The following is a 20,684-nucleotide window of genomic DNA, read 5'->3' as shown; positions in this document are numbered from 1 at the left end:
GGCTCGGGCTCGGCCTGCTGCGCGGGCGCGCCGACGGGCATGCGCAGCTCGACCTCGGTCCCGTCGGGGCGCCGTCGGATGCGCGCGGTGCCGCCGTGGCGCTCCATCCGGCCGATGATCGACTCGCGCACCCCGGCCCGGTCGTCGGGGACCGCGTCGAGGTCGAACCCCTCGCCGTGGTCGCGGACGAACGCCTCGACGACGGCCGGCCCGACCTCGACATACGCCGAGACCGGCGGGCGGCCGTGGCGGACGGCGTTCCACGTCGCCTCGCGGACAGCCTTGACGAGCGCGTCGAGGTGCTCGTCCATGGGGCGGTCGCCCGTGACGACGAGCTGGACGGGAACGCCGTGCAGGTCCTCGACCTCGCCCATCGCGGCGGTGAGGGCGGCGCCGACGGTGCCGGCGCGGGCGTCCTCGTCGTAGAGGTATGACCGCAGCTGGCGCTCCTGGGCCCGCGCGAGGCGAGCGACCGTCGTGGCGTCGTGGGACTGGCGCTGGATGAGGGCGAGCGTCTGGAGGACGGAGTCGTGCAGGTGCGCCGCGATGTCTGCGCGCTCGGTCGCGCGGATCCGGGCCGCCTGCTCGGCCCTGAGGGAGCTCCAGAGGCGCAGGATCCACGGCGCCGCGAGGACGGCGACCCCGACGAGCGACGCGAGCACCGCACCGGCGACCTGCCACAGCTCGGTGAGGTTGGTGCCACGGGCGAGGAGGCCGACCATGCCGAGCGAGGTGAGGCCGAGGCCGATGACGAGCCAGATCCACCGCACCTGACGGCGGCTGCCGGCGACGTCGGTGTCGTCGAGCTGGGACCAGAAGAAGATCGCGCCGATGACGATGGCGATGACGGGCAGCACCACCTCGAGGTGGACGTTGAAGCCGGTGCTGCCGAGCCACCAGGCGACCGCGACCGTCAGGGCCGCGACGCCGAGCAGCGTGAGCATGACCGCCTCGTTGCCGCTGCGCAGCCACGCCTTGACGTCGGTGAGGTCGAGACGCCCCGACGTCGGGGCAGGCTTGGCGGCCGGCGCCGCGGCCGGTGACGTCGGGATGGTTCCCTCGGGTGCGGCGCGCATCGTGGCCCAGAGGAACGCGTAGACGGCGATGCCGGCGCCGAAGGGCAGCGCGGTGAGGATGAAGACGAGCCGCACGAGACGCACCGGGACGCCGAGGTGCTCGGCGAGCCCGACGGCGACGCCGCCGATGACGCGCCCGTGTCGCTGGCGCAGGAGCGGGGGACGCGCCATGGCCCGCCAGGCGGGTGGTGGCGTCTCGCTCGGTCCGTATGCCGTGTGCACCCACCCATCCTGACCCACGTCCGGGGGTGGCTGCGACACCTGCGCGGCCCTTTGGGGGTCGGGTCAGGGTGCGCTCAGGGTCGACCCTCATGGCTGGCCCTTCCGCCGCGCGACACGCTGGTGCCATGACCAAGACGACACATGGCCCCACGCAGGGGCACGGGGGGCATGGCCTCGACGGTTTCTATGCAGCGCTGCGGCGGCCCGGGATCGTCCGCTCGACCGACGGACGGTGGTTCGCCGGCGTCGCGGCCGGGATCGCCCGGTGGTTCGGCGTCGACCCGCTCGTCGTGCGGGCCGCCTTCATCCTCTTCGGGATCTTCTTCGGGATGGGCTTCGGGCTCTACCTCGTCCTCTGGCTCCTCATGCCGGACGACCGGGGGCGGCTGCACGTCGAGCAGGCGCTCAAGCACGGCGACGGCGGCTCGATCTTCCTCCTCGTCGTGACGGCCATCTCGGTCTTCGGGGGGACGCCGTGGTGGAACGGCGACTTCCACGGCATCCGGATCGCGGGCTTCGTCGCCCTCGTCGTGGCCGGATGGTGGTTCCTCACCCGGACCGACACCGGTCGCGACCTGAGGCGCCAGGCGATGTGGGGGAGTGCGGAGCCGCAGCCCTGGCTGCGCAAGCGACCCGAGGGCGAGACAGCCGAGCAGCCAGGAGCGGAACCCAGCTCGTCAGCGCCGGCGGCAGGCGCTCCTGGAGCGCACGGTCCCACCCCGCCCCCCGGGGCTGCCGGAGCGACCAGCGCCCCGGCGGGCTCCTCCGCCGGTCTGTCGACGGGCAACGCCGCCGCCAACGCCGGTGCCTGGCCGCCTCCCGGCGCACCCCGGCCCGTGGCTCCGGTCCGGGAGCGGTCCCGGACGATCGGCTTCGCCGGAGGGCTCCTCGTGCTCGGCGCCGCGATCGTCGCGGCCGCCGTCCTGACCGAGGCGGCCCGGCTGGGGAACTGGCCAGGCAGCTCGGTTTCCGTCGGCCTCGCCGCCGGGCTCGGTGTGCTCGGTCTGGGCATCGTCGTCGCCGGTCTCATCGGCCGCCGGGCCGGCTGGCTCGCGCCGCTCGCGGTCTTCGGGATGATGGCCGCGATCTTCACCTCGTTCATCCCCTCCGGGCTCACCGAGCCGTGGCGGGCCGGCCAGCAGGTCGAGAAGGTGACGACCCTGACCGGGGACAACGCCTACCAGCTCGGTGTCGGCCAGCTGCGCGTCGACCTCACCGGAGCCGACTACGCCGCCACGCCCGCCGTCGACCACGTCTCGGCTACGGTCGGCATGGGCCAGCTCGACCTCGTCCTGCCCGAGAACGTCAGCGTGACCGTGCGCGCCCGAGCGCATGCAGGCGAGCTGCTCGCCGTGAGCAGCAACGAGAAGACGGTCCACCTGATGGGGTCCGATGCCACGAACGAGCCGGGGCAGATGCGGTACAACGGGACCGGCTGGGACCAGACGGTGACCTACGGGTCGGGGCCCGCGCAGATCTACGTCGACGCCGAGGTCGGCCTCGGTCAGATCCGGGTCAACACGGGGAGCGCGTCATGACCGAGCGGCCCGAGGACAAGCACCTTGACAAGCAGTACGACCAGCCGGACGGCCAGCAGGACGACCAGCAGGACGACCAGCAGGACGACCAGCAGGACGACCAGACGACCGAGCTCGGGCGCACGGACGCCGAGCCCGAGGGGGAGCACCCGATGAACGAGACCGCGAGCACGACCGACCCGACGAGCGCCCTACCGCTCACCGACCCGACGAGCGCCCTGCCGGTGGCGGAGCCGACGAGCGCCGTGCCGGCCACCGACCCGACGAGCGCGCTGCCGCTCACCGACCCGACGAGCGCCCTGCCGGTCACCGACCCGACGAGCGCCCTGCCGCTCACCGACCCGACGAGCGCCCTGCCCGTCGGCGCCGCGGAGGAGCCTTTCCGGGTCGAGCCCGAGCGGCCCGTCCCGGACGACGTGGTCACCGGCGACGCGGGCGAGGACACGACGACGAGCGCCCTGCCCCAGCTCGGGGCGCCGGTCCCCGCGTGGCAGCCGCCCGAGCCCACGGGCCTGACCGCCGGGCCGTCGACCGAGCCGAGCCGCCCGGGGCTCGTCACCGTCCGCCGGGGCCCCCGCGGCGGGACCGTCATCCTGGGCCTGCTCAGCCTCGTCGTCGCCGCCTGGGTGATGGCAAGCAACCTGACCGACAGCGACGTCAACCTGCGCGTGTTCGGGCCGGTCGCCTTCGGCGCCCTCGGTGGCGTGTTCCTCCTCGTCGGCCTCGTCGGCGTCCTGACCGCGGGACGTCGGCGCTGACCCGGGGCGTATGCCGCCGGGCTGGGTCACACGGGCCCGCCCGGCGGCATACCCCTGCGTCGCAGACCCGCAACGCGGCCCACGCCGCCCGGCCCGATGAGGGTGGCGCTGGCTAGGCTCGGGGGACCGCCGACGACACGCGGGAAGCACCCCACAGGAGACGACAGTGGCAATGAAGTCCGGCATCGAGCTCGAGCACCTCGACCGCTCCACGCGGCCCCAGGACGACCTCTTCCGGTTCGTCAACGGAACCTGGCTCGACACGACCGAGATCCCCGCCGACCGCGCCCGGTTCGGCACCTTCGACCTGCTCCGCGAGGAGTCGACCGCGCGGGTGCGCGACCTCATCGAGGCCGCCGCCGCTGACACGTCGGGCGGGGCCGGGTCGCCGAAGCGCCAGGTCGGCGACCTCTACGCGAGCTTCATGGACACCGACCGCATCGAGGAGCTCGGCCTCGTGCCGCTCCAGGCCATGCTCGCCGACGTCGCGACCATCGACTCGGTCGAGACGCTCGCGGCGGGGCTCGGGCGGCTCCAGCGGGTCGGCGTCGACGGGCTGCTCCACCAGTGGGTCGGCCCCGACGAGCGCTCCCCGGAGGACTACATCGTCTACCTCGAGCAGGGCGGCATCGGGCTGCCCGACGAGTCCTACTACCGCGACGAGAAGTACGCCGAGATCCGTGCCGCCTACGTGGCCCACATCGAGCGGCTGCTCGGCCTCGCCGGCATCCCCGACGCGGCCGACAAGGCGAGCCGGATCATGGCCCTCGAGACCCGGCTCGCGGCGTCGCACTGGGACAACGTCACCAACCGCGACGCGATCAAGACCTACAACGCCCACACCTTCGACGAGGTCCGCGCTCGCGCGCCGCAGTTCCCCTGGGAGACCTACGTCTCCGAGATGGGTGCGCCGTCAGGGTCCTTCGCCAAGGTCGTCGTGCGGCAGCCGAGCTTCGTGACGGCCCTCGGTGAGGCCGCCGCGGACGTCGACGTCGCCGACTGGCAGGCGTGGCTCACCTGGCACGTCCTCAGCCGCTTCGCCGGCCTGCTGCCCGAGGCGTTCGTCGAGGAGGACTTCGACTTCTTCGGGCGCACCCTCTCGGGCCAGCCCGACAACAAGGAGCGCTGGAAGCGTGGGGTCGCCGTCGTCGAGGGCGCGATCGGCGAGGCGGTCGGCCGGCTGTACGCCGAGAAGTGGTTCCCGCCTGCGGCGAAGGAGCGGATGCAGGAGCTTGTCGCCAACCTCGTCGAGGCCTTCCGCCGGTCGTTCTCCTCGCTCGAGTGGATGGGGGAGGAGACCCGGGCCCAGGCCATCGACAAGCTCGACCGGTTCACGCCGAAGATCGGCTACCCCGACGTCTGGCGCGACTACTCCTCGATCGAGATCGACCCTGCCGACCTCGTCGGCAACGTGACCCGGGCCAACGCCTTCGAGCACGACCGCAACCTCGCGAAGATCGGCCGCCCGATCGACCGGACGGAGTGGTTCATGCTGCCCCAGACGGTCAACGCCTACTACATGCCGTCGATGAACGAGATCGTCTTCCCGGCCGCGATCCTCCAGCCGCCGTTCTTCGACCTCGAGGCCGACGATGCGGTCAACTACGGCGGGATCGGCGCGGTCATCGGTCACGAGCTCGGTCACGGGTTCGACGACCAGGGCTCGCGCTACGACGGCTCCGGCGCCCTGAGCGACTGGTGGACCGCAGCCGACCGGGAGCGCTTCGACGCGCTGTCGAAGCGGCTCATCGAGCAGTTCGACACCTACACGCCCGCGGGCCTCGACCCCTCCCACACGGTCAACGGCGGTCTGACCGTCGGCGAGAACATCGGCGACCTCGGCGGCCTCCAGATCGGGTACTCCGCCTACCGCATCGCGACCAAGGCCACCGGTATGCCGGAGATCGACGGCTTCACGGGGCCGCAGCGGTTCTTCATCGGGTGGGCCCAGGTCTGGAAGGGGAAGTCACGCGAGGCCGAGGCCATCCGCCTGCTTGCCGTCGACCCGCATGCGCCCCAGGACCTGCGCGGCAACGCCGTCCGCAACGTCACCGAGTTCCACGAGGCCTTCGAGGTCAAGCCGGGCGACGGGATGTGGCTCGACGAGGACGAGCGCGTCCGGATCTTCTGAGCCGAGCCGGTGGAGGCGCCCCGAGCGGGCTGCTCCACCGGCTCAGGGAGCCCGGAGCTCGTAGACGTCCGCGTCCCCGGCGCGGAACCGCAGGTCGGCGAGCGTGGCGAGCTCGGGAGAGACGGTGCTCGCGCGACGGTCGGCGTAGAGCCATCGGACGCCCCGGGCGTAGAGCTGGTCGAGCCCGGCGCTGGTGGGTTGCGCGAAGGCCGACTCGTTGAGCGCGAACGTCGCCGCGTCGGCGAAGGGCTGCTGGCGCGAGCTGAAGCCGTTGCGGCCGTGCGCCTGGTGTGCCGCCTCCGTGTAGGCCCAGCCCTCGACGAGCACCGCACGCTCGGCCAGACCACTGACCCAGAACGAGCGGGCGTCGCAGTTCGGCTTGGTGGCGAACTTCAGGCAGTGCAGGTTCGTCGCGATGACGTCGCGGGTCGGGGTGTGCTCGGCGACCCAGCGCGCGGCCGTGACCTCCGACGAGCTGATTGTGAGCGACGGCGCCGGCCTGTAGGTGACCTCGCTGCCCAGGTCGATCATCGGCCGGATGACCGGCGCGAGGACGAGGGCCGCCGTCGTGGCCACGAGCACGGGGACCGCCGCCCGGGCGCCGCGCCGGCGCAGCAACCAGAAGAGGACCAGCCCGATCAGAAAGGGGGCGACCACGAGCGCCAGGCTGACGGTGAGCCGGGCGTCGACCAGCGCGACCGGCGGGGCCTTCGAGCCGGCGGAGACCGAAGCCGTGGACCAGGCCGTCGCGACCTCGAGCACGATCCAGCCCAGAGCGACTCCGACGAGGGCCGAGATCGCGAACCCCCGGTGCCGAAGAGAAGCCGCCGATCTCGTCCAGACCCGGTGCAGGCCCCAGGCGCCGAGCACGTGCAGGGCGACGACGGCTCCGCGCATGAAGTACGCCTGAGACACCCCGTCCTGGTCGACGAGCATCATCGCCCACCAGCCGGCGACGCCGGTGCCGAGGAGGAACCACGCCGTCAGGTCGCCCTCGCGGCGGAAGGAGAGGAGCGGCAGCGCGACGAGCACCCAGAGGTACTGGACGGCATACGCGAGAAGGATGAGCACGAGCAGCGTCACGGCGCCGGGTCTGCCGAGCCCCGGGATGAGCGGCCCGGTGTTGACGGACGCCTCGAGCGGGCTGATCCCCGTGACCTCACCCCACACCGGGAAGCGTCGCACCATGTTGAAGAGCTGAACGCCGGTGCCGGCGCTGCTCCCGCTGACGAGCGGAGCCATCACGACCATGGCAACGACCATCGCCCCGGCGAGGCTGGCGCACCGTCGCCACCCGTCCCGCCGGAGCAGGGCGACGGCCCCCGCCAGGAGGGCACCGCCGACGAGCACGGGCAGGACGGAGGACTTCGAACCCGCAGTGAACAGGAGGATGAGGAAGAGCAGGGCCCAGCCTCGGCCGATGGGGCGCCCTCGCAGCACGTCCGTGGCGACGTGGATGATGAGCATCATCGGGATGAGCGAGAAGACCTGCGACGGGCTGTGCTGCATCAACGCCATCACGCCGTCGAGCCCGAGCCACGTGACGCCGTTGAGGTTGCCGCTCGTCAGCAGGAAGGCCGTCACCACGAGCGCGGGCCAGACGGCGCCCGTCAGCTTGGCCATGACCGCGACGGAGAGGCCCACGAGGACGAGGAGCACGGGGACGACCCAGAGCCGGGCGACGACCACGGGCAGGTCGATGCCGGTGAGCGTGCTCATCACACCCATGTGGGCGTTGGCGAACCAGTGGTATGCGAACGACAGGTCCGCCACCTGGGGCACCCGGGGCAGCACCGACCGCTGGAGCTCGGCGGCCGAGGCCAGGTGCCAGTAGTCGTCCGGGTACCACATCAAGGACTTGAGAGGCAGCGGCGCCACCTCGAACCACGAGTGGGCGACGCGCCAGACCAGGGCCGACGCGAGTGCAGACATCGCCCACCCGACCCCGAGGGGGACCTGCTTCGGGTATCGGCTCAGCGTGGCGTGGCGGCGGAGCGACGGGACCGCGGCAAAGGGCACGAGGAGGACGACGGTCCACAGCCACATCCACGACGAGATGCCGAGCATGGTGAACACGAACCAGCCGAGCAGCTGGAGGGCGAGCCCCGTGGCGGCGCCGAGGGAGAGGTCGCTGACGAGGAGGTCCTGCCGGCCGCGGAGCCAGCGGTGCACGAGAGTACCGGGGACGACGACCGAGACGACGAACGCCAGCAGGTAGCGCACGACGTCGAGGTCGGGAGTGTCGTACTCGACGCAGAGCACCGCGGCCAGCACCAGGGGGACGACAGCCGGGGCCAGGCGCGCCATGCGCGAAGCGGACCACCGGCTGTCGTCCCCCTGGTGCTCGATGCTGCTCCGCTCGTCTACCAGAAGTCCCGCCTGCATGGGCAGATCCTAGACAAGGAACCCGCACCTCCCGACCACGCAACGACCGTGGACGGCCCCGCGACGCTCCCACAGCACCTCAGGCGGGCACACGTCGAGCCCCAGAGATCACACCGACTCGGCGACGCTCTTGAGCCGGGCCAGACCACGCTCGAAGTCCGGCCCGACCAGCTTCTCCATCGACCAGAAGCGGCTCATCAGGCGCATGACGGTGTTCTGTGGGCCGGTCATCGCCCACTCGACGGAGGTGCCGGTGCCCGTCGGCGTCAGGGTGAAGTCGAGCCGGTTGCGGGCCCGCATCGGTGCGGCGAACTCGAGGTCGACGCCGACGTGCACCGGCGATGACTCGAGGACCTGCATCCGGCCCTCGCCGGCCTTGCGGTTGCCGCTCCACCGGTAGGTCGCGCCCACACCCGAGGCCGCGCCTCCGTAGTCCCGCGTCATCTCCGGGTCCAGGTCCTCCCACGGGGACCACTTCTGCCACTCGTGGAAGTCGTCGAGGAGCGCGTGGACCCGCTCGGGTGGCGCGGCGATCTCGATGGACCGCCTGATACGGAAGGTCGAGGACATGGGCGAATGCTCGCACGCCGCGGGAGGTGTCGGCCCGAGCGGGCCGAGCGAGCCGCGTGTCGAGCGGAATGGCGAGCCGTACAAGCCGATCGCAAGTCGATCACAAGTGGCGCTCGCGAAGGTGGACCCGACGAGCCGATCCACGGCACGCCGGTCGGCGCGGGACGCCGGCCGACAGGTACATCACGAAGGAGCACCACCGATGAAGACGATGACGCGAGCGGCTCTCGCCACCGCGACGACGCTGGCCGCCATCTCCGGAGCGGCCCTCATGGCCCCCGCCGCTCAGGCAGAGCCCGGCACGCACGACCGTGCGGCGACGACGAGCACCGTCGCGCAGATCCGGCAGGCCATCCGGCCGTACCAGGACGTCACCGCGGCTGTGTCCGCCGGCTACATCCCCGTGAGCGACTGCGAGATGTCGGACCAGGGCGGCATGGGCTACCACTACCTCAACCCGTCGCTCGTGACCGTGGGCGGCACCGTCGACCCGACGAAGCCGACGATCCTGCTCTACGGGCCGGACGGCCATGGCGGTCTCGAGCTCCTCGGCGCCGAGTTCTTCCAGCCCGACCTGGGCCAGCCGCGTCCGGAGCTCGCCGGCGAGCCGTTCAACGGCCCGATGGCGGGGCACAGCGAGGGCATGCCGACGCACTACGACCTCCACGTGTGGACCAACGTCGCCAACCCGGCCGGCGTCTTCTCCTCGTGGAACCCGGCCGTGACCTGCTGAGACAGGACCACAGCCTGCGACGCAGGGATCGACCTGCGGTCATCGACGCAGCACCCCGACCGGCGAGTGACGCCGGCCGGGGTGCTGTCGTCGGGGCACCCTGGGCGGGTGCTCCGGGTCACGCGTCCTTGTGGACCGTCTCCGGCTTCGTCTCCGGGAGACGCAGCCCGGTGATGTCGAGGCGGGAGCGCTTGGCCTCCTCGAGGGCCCGCTCGCTCAGCGAGCACCCGTAGGGGCCGTGGTTGCAGTATCCGGCCGGGTTCTTGTGCAGGTACCCCTGGTGGTAGTCCTCGGCGAGGTAGAACGGCCCGGCGTCCTCGGCCGGGCGGATCTCGGTCGTGATCTCGCCGTAGCCGTGGTCGTGGAGGACCGTCTGGAAGGCGTCGCGGGTCGCGAGGGCCGCGGCCTCCTGACCGGGCGTGGTCCAGAAGATCGCCGAGCGGTAGGCCGTGCCGACGTCGTTGCCCTGCCGGTTGGCCGTCGTCGGGTCGTGGTTCTCCCAGAACGCCTTGAGGAGCAGCTCGGGCGAGGTCTTCGCCGGGTCGTAGACGACCCGGACGGTCTCCGCGTGCCCGGTCAGGCCGGTGCACGTCTCCTCGTACGTCGGGTTGGGGGTGTAGCCGCCCATGTAGCCCGCGGCCGTCACGATGACGCCGGGCAGCTTCCAGAAGATCCGCTCGGTCCCCCAGAAGCACCCCATCGCGACGTAGAGGACCTCGGAGCCCTCGGGCCACGGACCATCGAGGGGCGTCCCGAGGACGACGTGCGTGGGAGCGACGGCGAAGGGCCGCTGGTCGCGCCCGGGCAGGGCCTCGTCCGGGGTGGGCATGTGGGTCTTCCTACCGATTCCGAACACCATTCCAGTGTCACATCCTTCGTCACGTCGGCGCCTTACGTCCCTCCCAACGTCCGGTGAGGCCGCCGTATGCCGCCGGGCCGCCTTACGGTCCGCTTACGTCCCAGCCCTCCCGCCCGCCGCGCCGAGCCGGCCGCGGTGGGGGCGAGTGGTCGCGAGCGCCTCAGCTGCGGACGGCATACCCCTCGAGGAGCCACGCGAGCGCCTCGGGAAGGCGCTGCGCCCACGCCGACTCGACGTGCGGGGCGACGGAGTCGTAGACGAAACGGACCGGTACGCCCGCCCGGCGCAGCAGGCCGAGGACGCGCTCGGCGTCGTCGACGTAGGCCCGCTCGATGTCGGGGTCGCCCGGTTCCTCGCGGCCTCCGGTGTCGAGGTGCACCCGGCCGGGCGGAGGCGTGGCCAGGGCGGCCTCGACGTCGCGCAGCATCGGCTCGCCCGGCCACCAGAAGGCGGGGGAGAAGGCCCCGACCGCGCCGAAGACGTCGGGTCTCGTGAGCCATGCATGGACGCTGATGACGCCGCCGAGGGAGCTCCCGGCCACGACCGTGTCGGCGGGACCGCGCTCGGTGCGGAGGGCCGCGTCGACCGCCGGCTTGAGATGGTCGGCGAGGAAGCGGACGTAGTCGTCGGCTCGGCCCCCGCCGCGCAGGGGATGCGGGTAGGGCGTGTACTCGTCGCCGCGCGCCGTGGGCGAGCACGGGATGCCGACGACGATCGCCTCGATGCCACGCCGGGCCAGCTGGGCCATCGCCCGGTCGACGCCCCACGTGACCCCTCCCGTCGACGTGCGCGGGTCGAAGAGGTTCTGTCCGTCGTGCATGTAGACGACCGGGTAGGTGCGATCGCCCGCGTCGTAGCCCGGCGGGAGGTGGACGAGGACGTCCGCCCGCCGGCCGAGGCCCGTCAGCTCGACGTCGCGCCAGACCCTGAGGTCCCCGACGATGTCGCCGTCGTGGTCGTAGGCCCCCGGGTCGCCGAGGGCGGTCGCCGCCCGTGACGCAGTCGTGTCGTCGGTGGTGTCGGCGGTGCTGTCGGCGATGGGGTCGGCAATGGAGTCGGCAATGGGGTGGTCGCTCACCCCGCCACGGTAGCGATGACGGGCGGCCCACTAGGGTGTTCGCATGTCTGACGAGCTCGGTTTCTCCACGCGCGCCATCCACGCCGGCCAGGAGGCCGACGCCACCACCGGTGCGGTCGTCCCGGCCATCTACCAGGTCTCGACGTACAAGCAGGACGGGATCGGCGGGTTCCGCGGCGGCTACGAGTACAGCAGGTCGGCCAACCCGACCCGGGCCGCGCTCGAGGAGTGCATGGCCGCCCTCGAGGGCGGCAGCCGTGGCTTCGCCTTCGCGTCCGGGCTCGCCGGCCAGGACACCGTCGCACGGGCGCTGCTCGTGCCGGGCGACCACGTCGTCGTGCCGAGCGACGCCTACGGCGGCACGTACCGCTACTTCAACAAGGTGGCCAAGCCGCAGGGCATCGACCACTCGATCGCGAGGATCGGCGACGTCGAGGCCGTCCGCGCGGCGATCGTCCCCGGCCGGACGAAGATGGTCTGGGTCGAGACCCCGACCAACCCGCTCCTCGGCATCGCCGACATCGAGGCCATCGCCGAGGTCGCCCACGACGCCGGTGCGGTCCTCGTCGTCGACAACACGTTCGCCACGGCCTACCTGCAGAACCCGCTCGCTCTCGGCGCCGACATCGTCACGCACTCGACGACGAAGTACTCCGGTGGCCACAGCGACGTCGTCGGCGGCGCCGTCGTCACCGCGAAGGAGATCCGCGTGCCGGGTCTCGAGGACGCCGAGGACCGGATCGCCTTCCACCAGAACAGCATCGGCGGGGTCGCCGGGCCGTTCGACTCGTGGCTCACGCTGCGCGGCCTCAAGACCCTCGCGGTGCGCATGGAGCGGCACTGCGACAACGCGGAGAAGGTCGTCGAGTTCCTCCAGGGCCACGACGGGGTCTCCCAGATCCTCTACCCCGGCCTCGAGTCGCACCCCAACCACGACGTCGCAGCGCGCCAGATGAAGCGCTTCGGCGGCATGGTCAGCTTCCGGATGACGCGCGGCGAGGACGCGGCGGTCAAGACGTGCGGCACGGTCCGGCTGTGGACCCTCGGCGAGAGCCTCGGCGGCGTCGAGTCGCTCATTGAGCACCCGGCCCGGATGACGCACGCCTCGGTCGCCGGCACCGAGCTCGAGGTCCCGGGCGACCTCATCCGGCTGTCGGTCGGGATCGAGGACGTCGACGACCTCATCGCCGACCTGCGCGAAGCGCTCGACATCCACGGCTGAGGCCACCCCCAGCACGACCACAGGCGCACGGAACGCGGGCGGGCACCGGATGACGATCCTCACCGTCGACTTCGGGTCGACGTTCACCAAGGGTGCGCTCCTCGCCGACGACGGCGCCGTCATCGCGACGGCGGCGACGCCGACGACCGGGACGACGGTCGGCTCGAGCAGTCCCACGGGGGGCGGCCGGGCCCGGGGGGACATCCTCGAGGGCTACCGGACCCTCCGCGACCTGCTCGACGTGCCCGGCGATGCGGCGGTCCACGCCTGCTCGAGCGCCGGGGGCGGACTGCGCCTCGCCGTCGTGGGCTACGAGCGGACGGTCACCGCGCAGGCCGGGCAGCGCGTCGGCCTGTCGGCGGGGGCCAAGGTCGTCCACGTCACCGCCGGCGAGCTGTCGACGACGCAGGTGAGCGGCATACGGGCGGCTCGTCCCGACATCGTCCTGCTCGTGGGTGGCACCGACGGCGGCAACGCCGACGTCCTGCTCCACAACGCGTCCCGGCTCGCGGCGGCCGCCCTCGGCGGTCACGGCGCCCACGCCGTGCCGGTCGTCGTGGCGGGCAACATCGGTGCGCGCGACGAGGCGGCGGCCCGTCTCGCGACGACGGGTCGCCCGACGATCCTCGCGGAGAACGTCTTGCCCGCCATCGGGGTCATCGCGCCGGAGTCCGCGCGCTCGGCGATCCGGCAGGCCTTCCTCCGGCACGTCATCGGGGGCAAAGGCCTCTCCCGTGACCCGGCCTTCGGCGCGATGGTCGAGGCCGCCACGCCCGACGTCGTGCTCCGAGGCGTCGAGGTCCTGGCCGGGATCGCCGGCTCCGACGTCATGGTCGTCGACATCGGTGGGGCGACGACCGACGTCTACTCGTGTCTCACCCCGGAGGGGGAGGACGCGACGCTCGCGAAGGACGTCGTCGCGCCGCTCTGGCACGCCCGCACCGTCGAGGGCGACCTCGGGATGCGCTGGAACGCGCTCGGTGTCGTCGATGCCGCCACCGCCGAGCACCTCCTCGACTCCCACCGCGACGCGGGGACGCTGGAGGCGTATGCCGCCCGCGTCCATGAGCAGCCCGGCTCCCTCCCGCGCGACGACGCGGAGCGGAGGCTCGACCTCGAGCTCGCCCGGCTCGCGGCGGTGATCGCCGTGCGCCGGCACGCCAGGCCGGCCCAGCCGACCGAGTCTCCCCGTCCGCTGGCCAACGTCACCGCCCTGGTCGGCTCGGGCGGAGTCCTCCGGCACGCCGACCCCGCCGGGCGCGACCAGGTCCTCGGCGCGGTTCTCACCGACCACGCCGGCGGCTGGAAGGTGCCCCGCGCGGCGCGCGCGACGGTCGACACGGCGTACCTGCTCTTCGCTGCGGGACTGCTCGCCGAGCGCGAGCCCGACGTGGCCCGCGCCGTCGCCGCCCAGGTGCTCTGAGACGCGCCGGCGAGGCCGCGAGAGGCGACGACCGGGATGCCGAGAGGGCCGGCCCCGCAGTCGGGGGCCGGCCCTCTCGGACCGCGCGGCGGCGCGGGTCAGCCGGTGTAGGGCTTGGCGGCGAGGATCTTGACGTCCACGGTCTTGCCGTTGGGGGCCACGTAGCTCGCGCTCTCGCCGACGCTCTTGCCGTGGATGGCGGCGCCCATCGCGGACTTCTCGGAGAAGACCTGGAGGTCGGACCCGTCCGCGATCTCGCGGTTGCCGAGCAGGAAGGTCTCCTCGTCGCCGAAGATCTCGACGGTGACGAGCATCCCGGGCTCGACGACGCCGTCGTCGGCCGGCGTCTCGCCGATCGTCGCAGTCTGGAGCAGCTGCGTCAGCTGGCGGATGCGGGCCTCCATCTTGCCCTGCTCCTCGCGGGCGGCGTGGTAGCCGCCGTTCTCCTTGAGGTCGCCCTCCTCGCGGGCCTCCTCGATCTTGCGGGCGATCTCGATGCGACCCTCGCCGGACAGCTGGTCCAGCTCCGCCTTGAGGCGGTCGTATGCCTCCTGCGTCAGGAAGCCAGCGGCAGTCTCGGTCACGTGTTGTCACTCCTCGGATGAGCCGACGCCCACGCAGTGCTCGCGTGGGCGCCCAAATAAGAAGAGCCCCGACCGTGTCTCCCGTGAAACCACTTGGGTTGGCGGTCGCGACCCTTGGTGAACGGCCATTTTAGCAAACGGGCCTGGTCATGGGTGATTCTGCCCGCGGCGCGCCGTCCTGGTGGTGGATCAGTCGCAGGTGCGGACCTCGCCCGTCACCGCGCGCGAGGTCGTGCGCACCGAGACCGTGTGACGGCTGTCGGCGGAGTCCGAGGCGGGGATCTCCACGGCGAGGCTGCCGACCGTGGAGAAGTCGCGGGCGAGCGCCTGGACGATGCAGGTGAGCGCCTTGCCGTCGGGGGAGTGGACCTCGAACGTGACGTTCACCGTCCGGTCGTCGACGACCTTGTACGACGTCGTCTGCCACGACGGGCGGCCCACGGTGGCCGCGAGGCCGAACCAGGTCGCGAGCGCGACGCCGGCCGCGACGCCGATCGTGCCGATGACCCACCACCTGAGCGTGCCGGGTGCGGGGCGGGGCAGGGGCATGACGACGTCCTGAAGGGGTGTGACCCCAGGCGAATGCGCCCGGGAGTGATGAGAGGATGACAGACGGGTCAAGTGTCCCCCATGGCGCTGCGGCCTCCCGCGGCGGGCCGTTGCCACGAGCCGGCGCCCGCCACCCCATCAGGACGAACAGGAAGCCACGTGGTCGAAGGTCTGCGGTTGATGGCGGTGCACGCGCACCCCGACGACGAGTCGAGCAAGGGCGCAGCCACGACGGCGAAGTACGTCGCGGCGGGCGCGTCCGTCATGGTCGTGTCGTGCACGGGGGGTGAGCGCGGCGACATCCTCAACGAGAAGCTCAAGAACGACCCTCACATCCTGCGCGACATCGCCCAGGTCCGCCGCGACGAGATGGAGGCCGCGCGGGCCGTGCTCGGCTGCGAGCACACCTGGCTCGGTTTCGTCGACTCCGGCCTGCCGGAGGGGGACCCGTTGCCGCCGCTGCCCGAGGGCTGCTTCGCGCTCGAGGACCTCGACGTGACGACCGAGGCCCTCGTCCGCGTCATCCGCTCCTACCGGCCGCATGTCATGACGACGTACGACGAGAAGGGCGGCTACCCGCATCCCGACCACATCATGTGCCACACGGTCGCCATGTCCGCCTTCGAGGCGGCCGGTGACCCGGAGCGCTACCCGCACGCCGGTGAGCCGTGGCAGCCGCTCAAGATCTACTACAACGGCGGCTGGTCGAAGGACCGCCTCACGGCGATCCACGACGCCATGCTCGAGGGGGGCCTCGACAGCCCGTATGCCGAGTGGCTGGCCAACTGGAGGCCGCGTCGTCACGGCAGGGTGACCACGAGGATCGCCTGCTCCGACTACTTCGAGACCCGCGACCGCGCGCTCATGGCCCACGCGACGCAGGTCGACCCGGACGGATTCTGGTTCCAGGTGCCGCTCGCGATCCAGCAGCGGGTGTGGGGCGTCGAGGAGTTCGAGGCCGCCGTCTCCTACGTGCCGATCCCCGAGGAGGAGGACGACCTCTTCGCCGGGCTCGGCACGCTCGCGGAGGCGGACGCGCTCGCGACCACGCGCGGCCTCGAGATCGCGTACGACGGCCGGATCAGCCCGGATGCCGAACCCGAGCAGGAGGAGGACGGGGGCGACTCGAGCGAGACGCACGTCGAGGCGCACACTGTCGAGGCGCACACGGTCGAGGCGCACACTGGGGAGGCGGGCGACACCGTCGTCTCAGACAGCGACGACATCACCAGCGACGACATCACCAGCGACGAGACGAACGGGGAGCACTGATGGGTGGCAGCGACAACCTGCCGATCGGGCCGGGGGTCTGGGGCTTCATCGCGGCCTTCGTGCTCGCGCTCGCGCTCTGGCTGCTCATGCGCAACATGAACAGCCGGATGCGCCGCATGGCCTACCGCGAGCGCGACCGGCTCGAGCGTGAGGAGGCCGAGTCCGCGGGCTCTTCCGCAGACTCCGCAGAGCCGTCGGAGGCGGCCGCCACGGCAGGCCTGGCCGGCTCGGGCGAGGAGGACCGCCTCGGCCGGCCGGCGACCGGCACGGCGAACGACGGCGCCGACAACAGCGACTCCACGGGGACGGCCTCGCGCTGAGACGCGAGCACGGACCGCGTCATCCGGCCGGGAGGTGACGCGGTCCGGTCAGGTCGTGGCCTGGTAGCCGGCCACGGCGAGGGCGACGGCCACGAAGTGCGTGAGGAACCCGCCCAGCGTGAAGGCGTGGAACACCTCGTGGAAGCCGAACCACCGGGGCCAGGGGTTCGGCCGCTTGGTGCCATAGACGACGCCGCCGGCCGTGTAGAGCAGGCCGCCCACGGCGATGAGCGAGCCGATCAGGGGGCCGCCGGAGCGCCAGAACGGCACGACGTAGAAGATCGCCGCCCAGCCGAGGGCGATGTAGAGCGCGGTGTAGAGCCAGCGGGGTGCCCCGACCCAGAAGATCCGGAAGAGCACGCCGGCGACGGCGCCTCCCCAGATGACGGTGAGCAGCAGGCGGGCCTGCTCCCAGGGCAGGAGCGTGACGGCGAAGGGCGTGTAGGTGCCGGCGATGATGAGGTAGATGTTCGAGTGGTCGAACCGCTTGAGCAAGGCGTTGGCCCGCGGTCCCCACGTGCCGCGATGGTAGATCGCGGAGACCCCGAAGAGCAGGGCGGCGCTGATGGTGAAGACGAGGGAGGCCGTCCGGACGGTGCCCGGGTCGGACACGAGGACGAGGACGAGCCCGCCGACGAGCGCGACGGGGAACATGACCAGATGGAGCCACCCGCGCAGGCGGGGCTTCACGACCGCGACCAGCTCGGAGGCGGCGGAGGGGCTGGCGTCGCTCTTGCTCATCCCCAGATCCTAACCTACGCAACCGTAGGTTACGGCGACGTAGGTTGTGTCCCGCCTGAGCGGTGCCGGGCCGTCGGGGGCGCACGGGGGCGGGGAGTACGGTTGGACAGCGGCCCGCCCGGGCCGGTCCGAGCCGGTTCGAGCCGATCCGAGCCGGTCCGAGGACGTCGACAAGGAGGCCCCGTGGGTTGGCGCGATGTGGTCTACGGCGCGTACGAGCGCCGGGTCCTCAAGGAGCTCCCGCGAGAGGCGTTGCCGCGCCACGTCGCGGTGATGCTCGACGGCAACCGTCGCTGGGCCAAGGCCCGTGGTGCGGGCACCGCCTCGGGCCACCAGGCCGGCGCCGACAAGATCGAGGAGCTCCTCGAGTGGTGCGAGGAGGCGGGCGTCGAGTACGTCACCCTGTGGCTCCTCTCGACCGACAACCTCGGGCGCGCCAAGGAAGAGCTCGAGCCCCTGCTGGGGATCATCGAGAACGCCGTCGCCGAGCTCGCCGAGACCAAGCGCTGGCACCTCAAGATCGTCGGCGCCCTCGAGCTGCTCCCCGAGGCGACCGCGGAGAGCCTGCGGGCCTCCGCGGAGTCGACCAAGTCCGTGACCGGCTTGATCGTCAACGTCGCCGTCGGCTACGGCGGCCGGCGCGAGATCGCCGACGCGGTCCGCGACATGCTCCTCACGCGCGCCGCTGCGGGCGAGACGATCGAGCAGATCGCCGAGGAGCTGACCGTCGAGGACATCGCCGAGCACCTCTACACCAAGGGCCAGCCCGACCCCGACCTCGTCATCCGCACGTCGGGGGAGCAGCGCCTCGGCGGCTTCCTGCTCTGGCAGAGCGCGAAGTCCGAGTTCTACTTCTGCGAGGCCTACTGGCCCGACTTCCGCCACGTCGACTTCCTGCGTGCCCTGCGGTCGTATGCCGGCCGGCACCGTCGCTTCGGCACCTGACCCGGGCTCGTGCCAGCACCGGCAGGCGATCACGCGCCACACCGGTGGTGAGCCCGGCGGCGGAGCGCCTCGGAGGGGGTGAGCGTCACCCGGCCCGACGGCATACGGCCGAGGTGTGTAAAAAGTAGGTGAACGATGCGACATGCCGACCCCGGATGCTCCACAGGGGGCCCGTCGCGTCGTAGCGTCGAGGCAGCGACAGGCACCCGCCGGCCGCTGCCAGGAGGCCCACCGATGGAGCATTCGCTCGAGACGGAGGGCCGGGACCCGGGCCACCGTCACGCGGTGGACCGGCCCCGGCACCTCAGGAGCGAGTAGGCGCGCGGCCGCGCGCGCCGCCTAGGGAGTGGGAATGGCCACCACGAGTCGTCCGGTCTCGACCGACGCCGCCACACCGTCCGACGCAGCCCCGAGCAGCGCGCCCCGCCGCACCCGCGCCACCGCGCGGACCCCGGAGCACAAGACCTACGTCCTCGACACCTCCGTGCTCCTCTCCGACCCGCGGGCGATGCTCCGCTTCAAGGAGCACGAGGTCGTCCTGCCCGTCGTCGTCGTCACCGAGCTCGAGGGCAAGCGTCACCACCCCGAGCTCGGGTACTTCGCGCGGCAGGCACTCCGGCTCCTCGACGACCTCCGGGTCAGCGAGGGCCGCCTCGACCGGCCCGTGGCGGTCGGCGACGACGGAGGCACGCTCCGGGTCGAGCTCAACCACACCGACCCGTCCTCGCTCCCTGCCGGCTTCCGCCTCGGCGACAACGACACCCGGATCCTCGCCGTCGCGAAGAACCTGGCCAACGACGGACGCTCCGTGACGATCGTGTCCAAGGACCTGCCGATGCGCGTCAAGGCGTCGGCCTGCGGCCTCGAGGCGCAGGAGTACCGCGCCGAGCTCGCGGTCGACTCGGGCTGGACCGGCCTCGCCGAGATCGACGTGACGACCGACCAGCTCGACCAGCTCTATGAGCGCGGGCGGGTCGAGCACCCCGACGCCGCCGAGCTGCCGTGCCACACGGGCCTGGTCCTCCTCTCACCGCGGGGCAGCGGGCTCGGCCGGGTCGGCGCCGACAAGCAGATCCGGCTCGTGCGCGGCGACCGCGACGCCTTCGGCCTCCACGGGCGCAGTGCCGAGCAGCGCATCGCCCTCGACCTGCTCCTCGACCCCGACGTCGGCATCGTCTCGCTCGGCGGGCGCGCGGGCACCGGCAAGTCGGCGCTCGCGCTCTGCGCCGGCCTCGAGTCGGTCATGGAGCGGCGGGTGCAGCGCAAGGTCCTCGTGTTCCGGCCCCTCTTCGCGGTCGGTGGGCAGGAGCTCGGCTACCTGCCCGGGACGGAACAGGAGAAGATGAGCCCCTGGGGGCAGGCGGTCTTCGACACGCTCGGTGCACTCGTCTCGACCGAGGTCGTCGAGGAGGTCATGGACCGCGGCCTGCTCGAGGTCCTGCCGCTCACGCACATCCGGGGCCGCTCGCTCCACGACGCCTTCGTCATCGTCGACGAGGCCCAGTCGCTCGAGCGCAACGTCCTGCTCACGGTCCTGTCGCGGGTCGGGCAGAACTCCAAGGTCGTGCTCACGCACGATGTGGCGCAGCGCGACAACCTGCGCGTGGGCCGGCACGACGGGGTCGCGGCCGTCATCGAGAAGCTGAAGGGCCACCCCCTCTTCGCCCACGTCACGCTGACCCGCAGCGAGCGCAGTCCCATCGCGGCGCTCGTGACCGACCTGCTCGAGGGCCTCGAGGCGTGATCTGAGCCACATCCGTCCGGTGCTCCCGCCCGCACGAGCGCGCGGGAGCACCGGACGAGTTGTCCATCTTTGTGCGGCCTCCGGGGGGTCTGCCGATTTGCTCGGGCTCGACGCCGCTGTCACTGTTGAAGCCATTGTCTCGGATCGATAACGAGCCGCGCGTCCAAGGATGAGCGCCAGGCAGTCCGGGAGTCCCCCAACGAGCACAGCCCCTCGGGGCGCGATAGTCTCGCGCGAGCCGAGCAGGGCGGCTGACTCGTACGTAGTCCACCAGGAAGGCGTGACTTCTCTTCATGGCCAAATATGAAGGTCGCCACCGCAACGCTCTGCCCGACGAGCCGACGTCTACCACCCCCGCCCCTCCGGCGATCCCGCCCCGCGCCGCGGGGCCGGCCACCCCGACGCCGCTGACGGCTCCGCCCACGCCCACGGCTCCGCCCTTCCGGATGGCTCCGGCCACCCGCGTGGCTCCGGGCGTGGCAGCGACACCGACGTCGCGGATGCCCGCGCCCGTCCCCGCGCGGGCGGGCGCCG

General features: G+C 72.2%; 18 protein-coding genes. 10 read left to right on the top strand and 8 right to left on the bottom strand.

The window, feature by feature from the left end; all coding sequences use genetic code 11:
• On the bottom strand, positions 1-1,298 hold a 1,298-nt coding region (locus tag N865_RS19360; protein WP_245603846.1), incomplete at its 3' end, for an ATP-binding protein.
• 125 nt (positions 1,299-1,423) lie between these two features.
• Here N865_RS19360 and N865_RS19355 point away from each other — a divergent pair.
• From N865_RS19355 to N865_RS19345, 3 genes are all read left to right on the top strand, one after another.
• Positions 1,424-2,836: a PspC domain-containing protein gene (locus N865_RS19355; protein WP_034809642.1), complete on the top strand. Its 1,413-nt coding sequence runs from the start codon at positions 1,424-1,426 to the stop codon at positions 2,834-2,836.
• Complete coding sequence (locus N865_RS19350; RefSeq protein WP_034809638.1) at positions 2,833-3,594, top strand: hypothetical protein; 762 nt, start codon at positions 2,833-2,835, stop codon at positions 3,592-3,594. Before N865_RS19355 ends, N865_RS19350 begins: the two co-directional genes overlap by 4 nt.
• A 172-nt stretch (positions 3,595-3,766) precedes the next feature.
• A complete protein-coding gene (locus tag N865_RS19345) occupies positions 3,767-5,725 on the top strand; it encodes a M13 family metallopeptidase (RefSeq protein ID WP_034809635.1) in 1,959 nt (652 codons plus the stop codon).
• A gap of 42 nt (positions 5,726-5,767) precedes the next feature.
• Here the strand turns inward: N865_RS19345 and N865_RS19340 are convergent, their stop codons facing one another.
• Both N865_RS19340 and N865_RS19335 read right to left on the bottom strand, forming a co-directional pair.
• Entirely contained in the window at positions 5,768-8,110 is a 2,343-nt protein-coding gene (locus N865_RS19340) for a hypothetical protein (RefSeq protein WP_034809633.1), read from the bottom strand.
• A gap of 108 nt (positions 8,111-8,218) precedes the next feature.
• Positions 8,219-8,680 (bottom strand): SRPBCC family protein, encoded by a 462-nt coding sequence (locus tag N865_RS19335; RefSeq protein WP_034809630.1) that lies wholly within the window; start codon positions 8,678-8,680, stop codon positions 8,219-8,221.
• Positions 8,681-8,882: 202 nt separating this feature from the next.
• Here N865_RS19335 and N865_RS19330 point away from each other — a divergent pair, with 202 nt between their 5' ends.
• Complete coding sequence (locus tag N865_RS19330; protein WP_051511096.1) at positions 8,883-9,413, top strand: hypothetical protein; 531 nt, start codon at positions 8,883-8,885, stop codon at positions 9,411-9,413.
• A 118-nt stretch (positions 9,414-9,531) separates the two neighbouring features.
• Here the strand turns inward: N865_RS19330 and msrA are convergent, their stop codons facing one another.
• On the bottom strand, positions 9,532-10,242 hold the full coding sequence (gene msrA, locus N865_RS19325) for a peptide-methionine (S)-S-oxide reductase MsrA (protein WP_157557786.1): 711 nt from the start codon (positions 10,240-10,242) through the stop codon (positions 9,532-9,534).
• 190 nt (positions 10,243-10,432) lie between these two features.
• A complete protein-coding gene (locus N865_RS19320; protein ID WP_211244933.1) occupies positions 10,433-11,350 on the bottom strand; it encodes an alpha/beta hydrolase in 918 nt (305 codons plus the stop codon).
• 43 nt (positions 11,351-11,393) lie between these two features.
• Here N865_RS19320 and N865_RS19315 point away from each other — a divergent pair, with 43 nt between their 5' ends.
• Both N865_RS19315 and N865_RS19310 read left to right on the top strand, forming a co-directional pair.
• The gene (locus tag N865_RS19315; protein WP_034809627.1) at positions 11,394-12,572 is read left to right on the top strand and encodes a cystathionine gamma-synthase; all 1,179 of its coding nucleotides are present in this window, start codon (positions 11,394-11,396) and stop codon (positions 12,570-12,572) included.
• Positions 12,573-12,621: 49 nt separating this feature from the next.
• The gene (locus N865_RS19310; protein WP_034809625.1) at positions 12,622-13,995 is read left to right on the top strand and encodes a glutamate mutase L; all 1,374 of its coding nucleotides are present in this window, start codon (positions 12,622-12,624) and stop codon (positions 13,993-13,995) included.
• A gap of 98 nt (positions 13,996-14,093) precedes the next feature.
• Here N865_RS19310 and greA read toward each other — a convergent pair whose 3' ends face one another.
• Positions 14,094-14,579, bottom strand: a complete 486-nt coding sequence (greA, locus tag N865_RS19305; RefSeq protein WP_034809623.1) for a transcription elongation factor GreA — start codon at positions 14,577-14,579, stop codon at positions 14,094-14,096.
• Positions 14,580-14,768: 189 nt separating this feature from the next.
• A complete protein-coding gene (locus N865_RS19300; RefSeq protein WP_034809615.1) occupies positions 14,769-15,128 on the bottom strand; it encodes a DUF4307 domain-containing protein in 360 nt (119 codons plus the stop codon).
• Between the two features lie 180 nt (positions 15,129-15,308).
• Here N865_RS19300 and mca point away from each other — a divergent pair, with 180 nt between their 5' ends.
• Together mca and N865_RS19290 are read left to right on the top strand one after the other, a co-directional pair.
• On the top strand, positions 15,309-16,400 hold the full coding sequence (mca, locus tag N865_RS19295; RefSeq protein ID WP_084328392.1) for a mycothiol conjugate amidase Mca: 1,092 nt from the start codon (positions 15,309-15,311) through the stop codon (positions 16,398-16,400).
• Entirely contained in the window at positions 16,400-16,720 is a 321-nt protein-coding gene (locus N865_RS19290; protein ID WP_034809613.1) for a hypothetical protein, read from the top strand. The genes mca and N865_RS19290 overlap by 1 nt, the downstream gene beginning before the upstream one ends.
• A 48-nt stretch (positions 16,721-16,768) precedes the next feature.
• Here the strand turns inward: N865_RS19290 and trhA are convergent, their stop codons facing one another.
• Complete coding sequence (trhA, locus tag N865_RS19285) at positions 16,769-17,461, bottom strand: PAQR family membrane homeostasis protein TrhA (protein WP_034809606.1); 693 nt, start codon at positions 17,459-17,461, stop codon at positions 16,769-16,771.
• Between the two features lie 183 nt (positions 17,462-17,644).
• On the opposite strand from trhA, the gene N865_RS19280 reads away from it, so the two are divergent.
• A complete protein-coding gene (locus N865_RS19280) occupies positions 17,645-18,406 on the top strand; it encodes an isoprenyl transferase (protein ID WP_034809603.1) in 762 nt (253 codons plus the stop codon).
• Positions 18,407-18,758: 352 nt separating this feature from the next.
• The gene (locus tag N865_RS19275) at positions 18,759-20,150 is read left to right on the top strand and encodes a PhoH family protein (protein WP_034809599.1); all 1,392 of its coding nucleotides are present in this window, start codon (positions 18,759-18,761) and stop codon (positions 20,148-20,150) included.
• The last annotated feature ends 534 nt before the right edge of the window (positions 20,151-20,684 follow it).

This window comes from Intrasporangium oryzae NRRL B-24470 (genome assembly GCF_000576595.1).
Classification (GTDB): Bacteria; Actinomycetota; Actinomycetes; order Actinomycetales; family Dermatophilaceae; genus Intrasporangium_C; species Intrasporangium_C oryzae.
Note: the sequence above shows the minus strand (reverse complement) of the source record. Positions and strands in the feature narration are given on the sequence as shown.

Bases quoted from the DNA above. Each gene is read 5' to 3' on its own strand.
- N865_RS19355 (WP_034809642.1), top strand. From the start codon at position 1,424: ATGACCAAGACGACACATGGCCCCACGCAGGGGCACGGGGGGCATGGC.
- N865_RS19350 (WP_034809638.1), top strand. From the start codon at position 2,833: ATGACCGAGCGGCCCGAGGACAAGCACCTTGACAAGCAGTACGACCAG.
- N865_RS19345 (WP_034809635.1), top strand. From the start codon at position 3,767: ATGAAGTCCGGCATCGAGCTCGAGCACCTCGACCGCTCCACGCGGCCC.
- N865_RS19340 (WP_034809633.1), bottom strand. From the start codon at position 8,110: ATGCAGGCGGGACTTCTGGTAGACGAGCGGAGCAGCATCGAGCACCAG.
- N865_RS19335 (WP_034809630.1), bottom strand. From the start codon at position 8,680: ATGTCCTCGACCTTCCGTATCAGGCGGTCCATCGAGATCGCCGCGCCA.
- N865_RS19330 (WP_051511096.1), top strand. From the start codon at position 8,883: ATGAAGACGATGACGCGAGCGGCTCTCGCCACCGCGACGACGCTGGCC.
- msrA (WP_157557786.1), bottom strand. From the start codon at position 10,242: ATGCCCACCCCGGACGAGGCCCTGCCCGGGCGCGACCAGCGGCCCTTC.
- N865_RS19315 (WP_034809627.1), top strand. From the start codon at position 11,394: ATGTCTGACGAGCTCGGTTTCTCCACGCGCGCCATCCACGCCGGCCAG.
- N865_RS19310 (WP_034809625.1), top strand. From the start codon at position 12,622: ATGACGATCCTCACCGTCGACTTCGGGTCGACGTTCACCAAGGGTGCG.
- N865_RS19300 (WP_034809615.1), bottom strand. From the start codon at position 15,128: ATGCCCCTGCCCCGCCCCGCACCCGGCACGCTCAGGTGGTGGGTCATC.
- mca (WP_084328392.1), top strand. From the start codon at position 15,309: ATGGCGGTGCACGCGCACCCCGACGACGAGTCGAGCAAGGGCGCAGCC.
- N865_RS19290 (WP_034809613.1), top strand. From the start codon at position 16,400: ATGGGTGGCAGCGACAACCTGCCGATCGGGCCGGGGGTCTGGGGCTTC.
- trhA (WP_034809606.1), bottom strand. From the start codon at position 17,461: ATGAGCAAGAGCGACGCCAGCCCCTCCGCCGCCTCCGAGCTGGTCGCG.
- N865_RS19275 (WP_034809599.1), top strand. From the start codon at position 18,759: ATGGCCACCACGAGTCGTCCGGTCTCGACCGACGCCGCCACACCGTCC.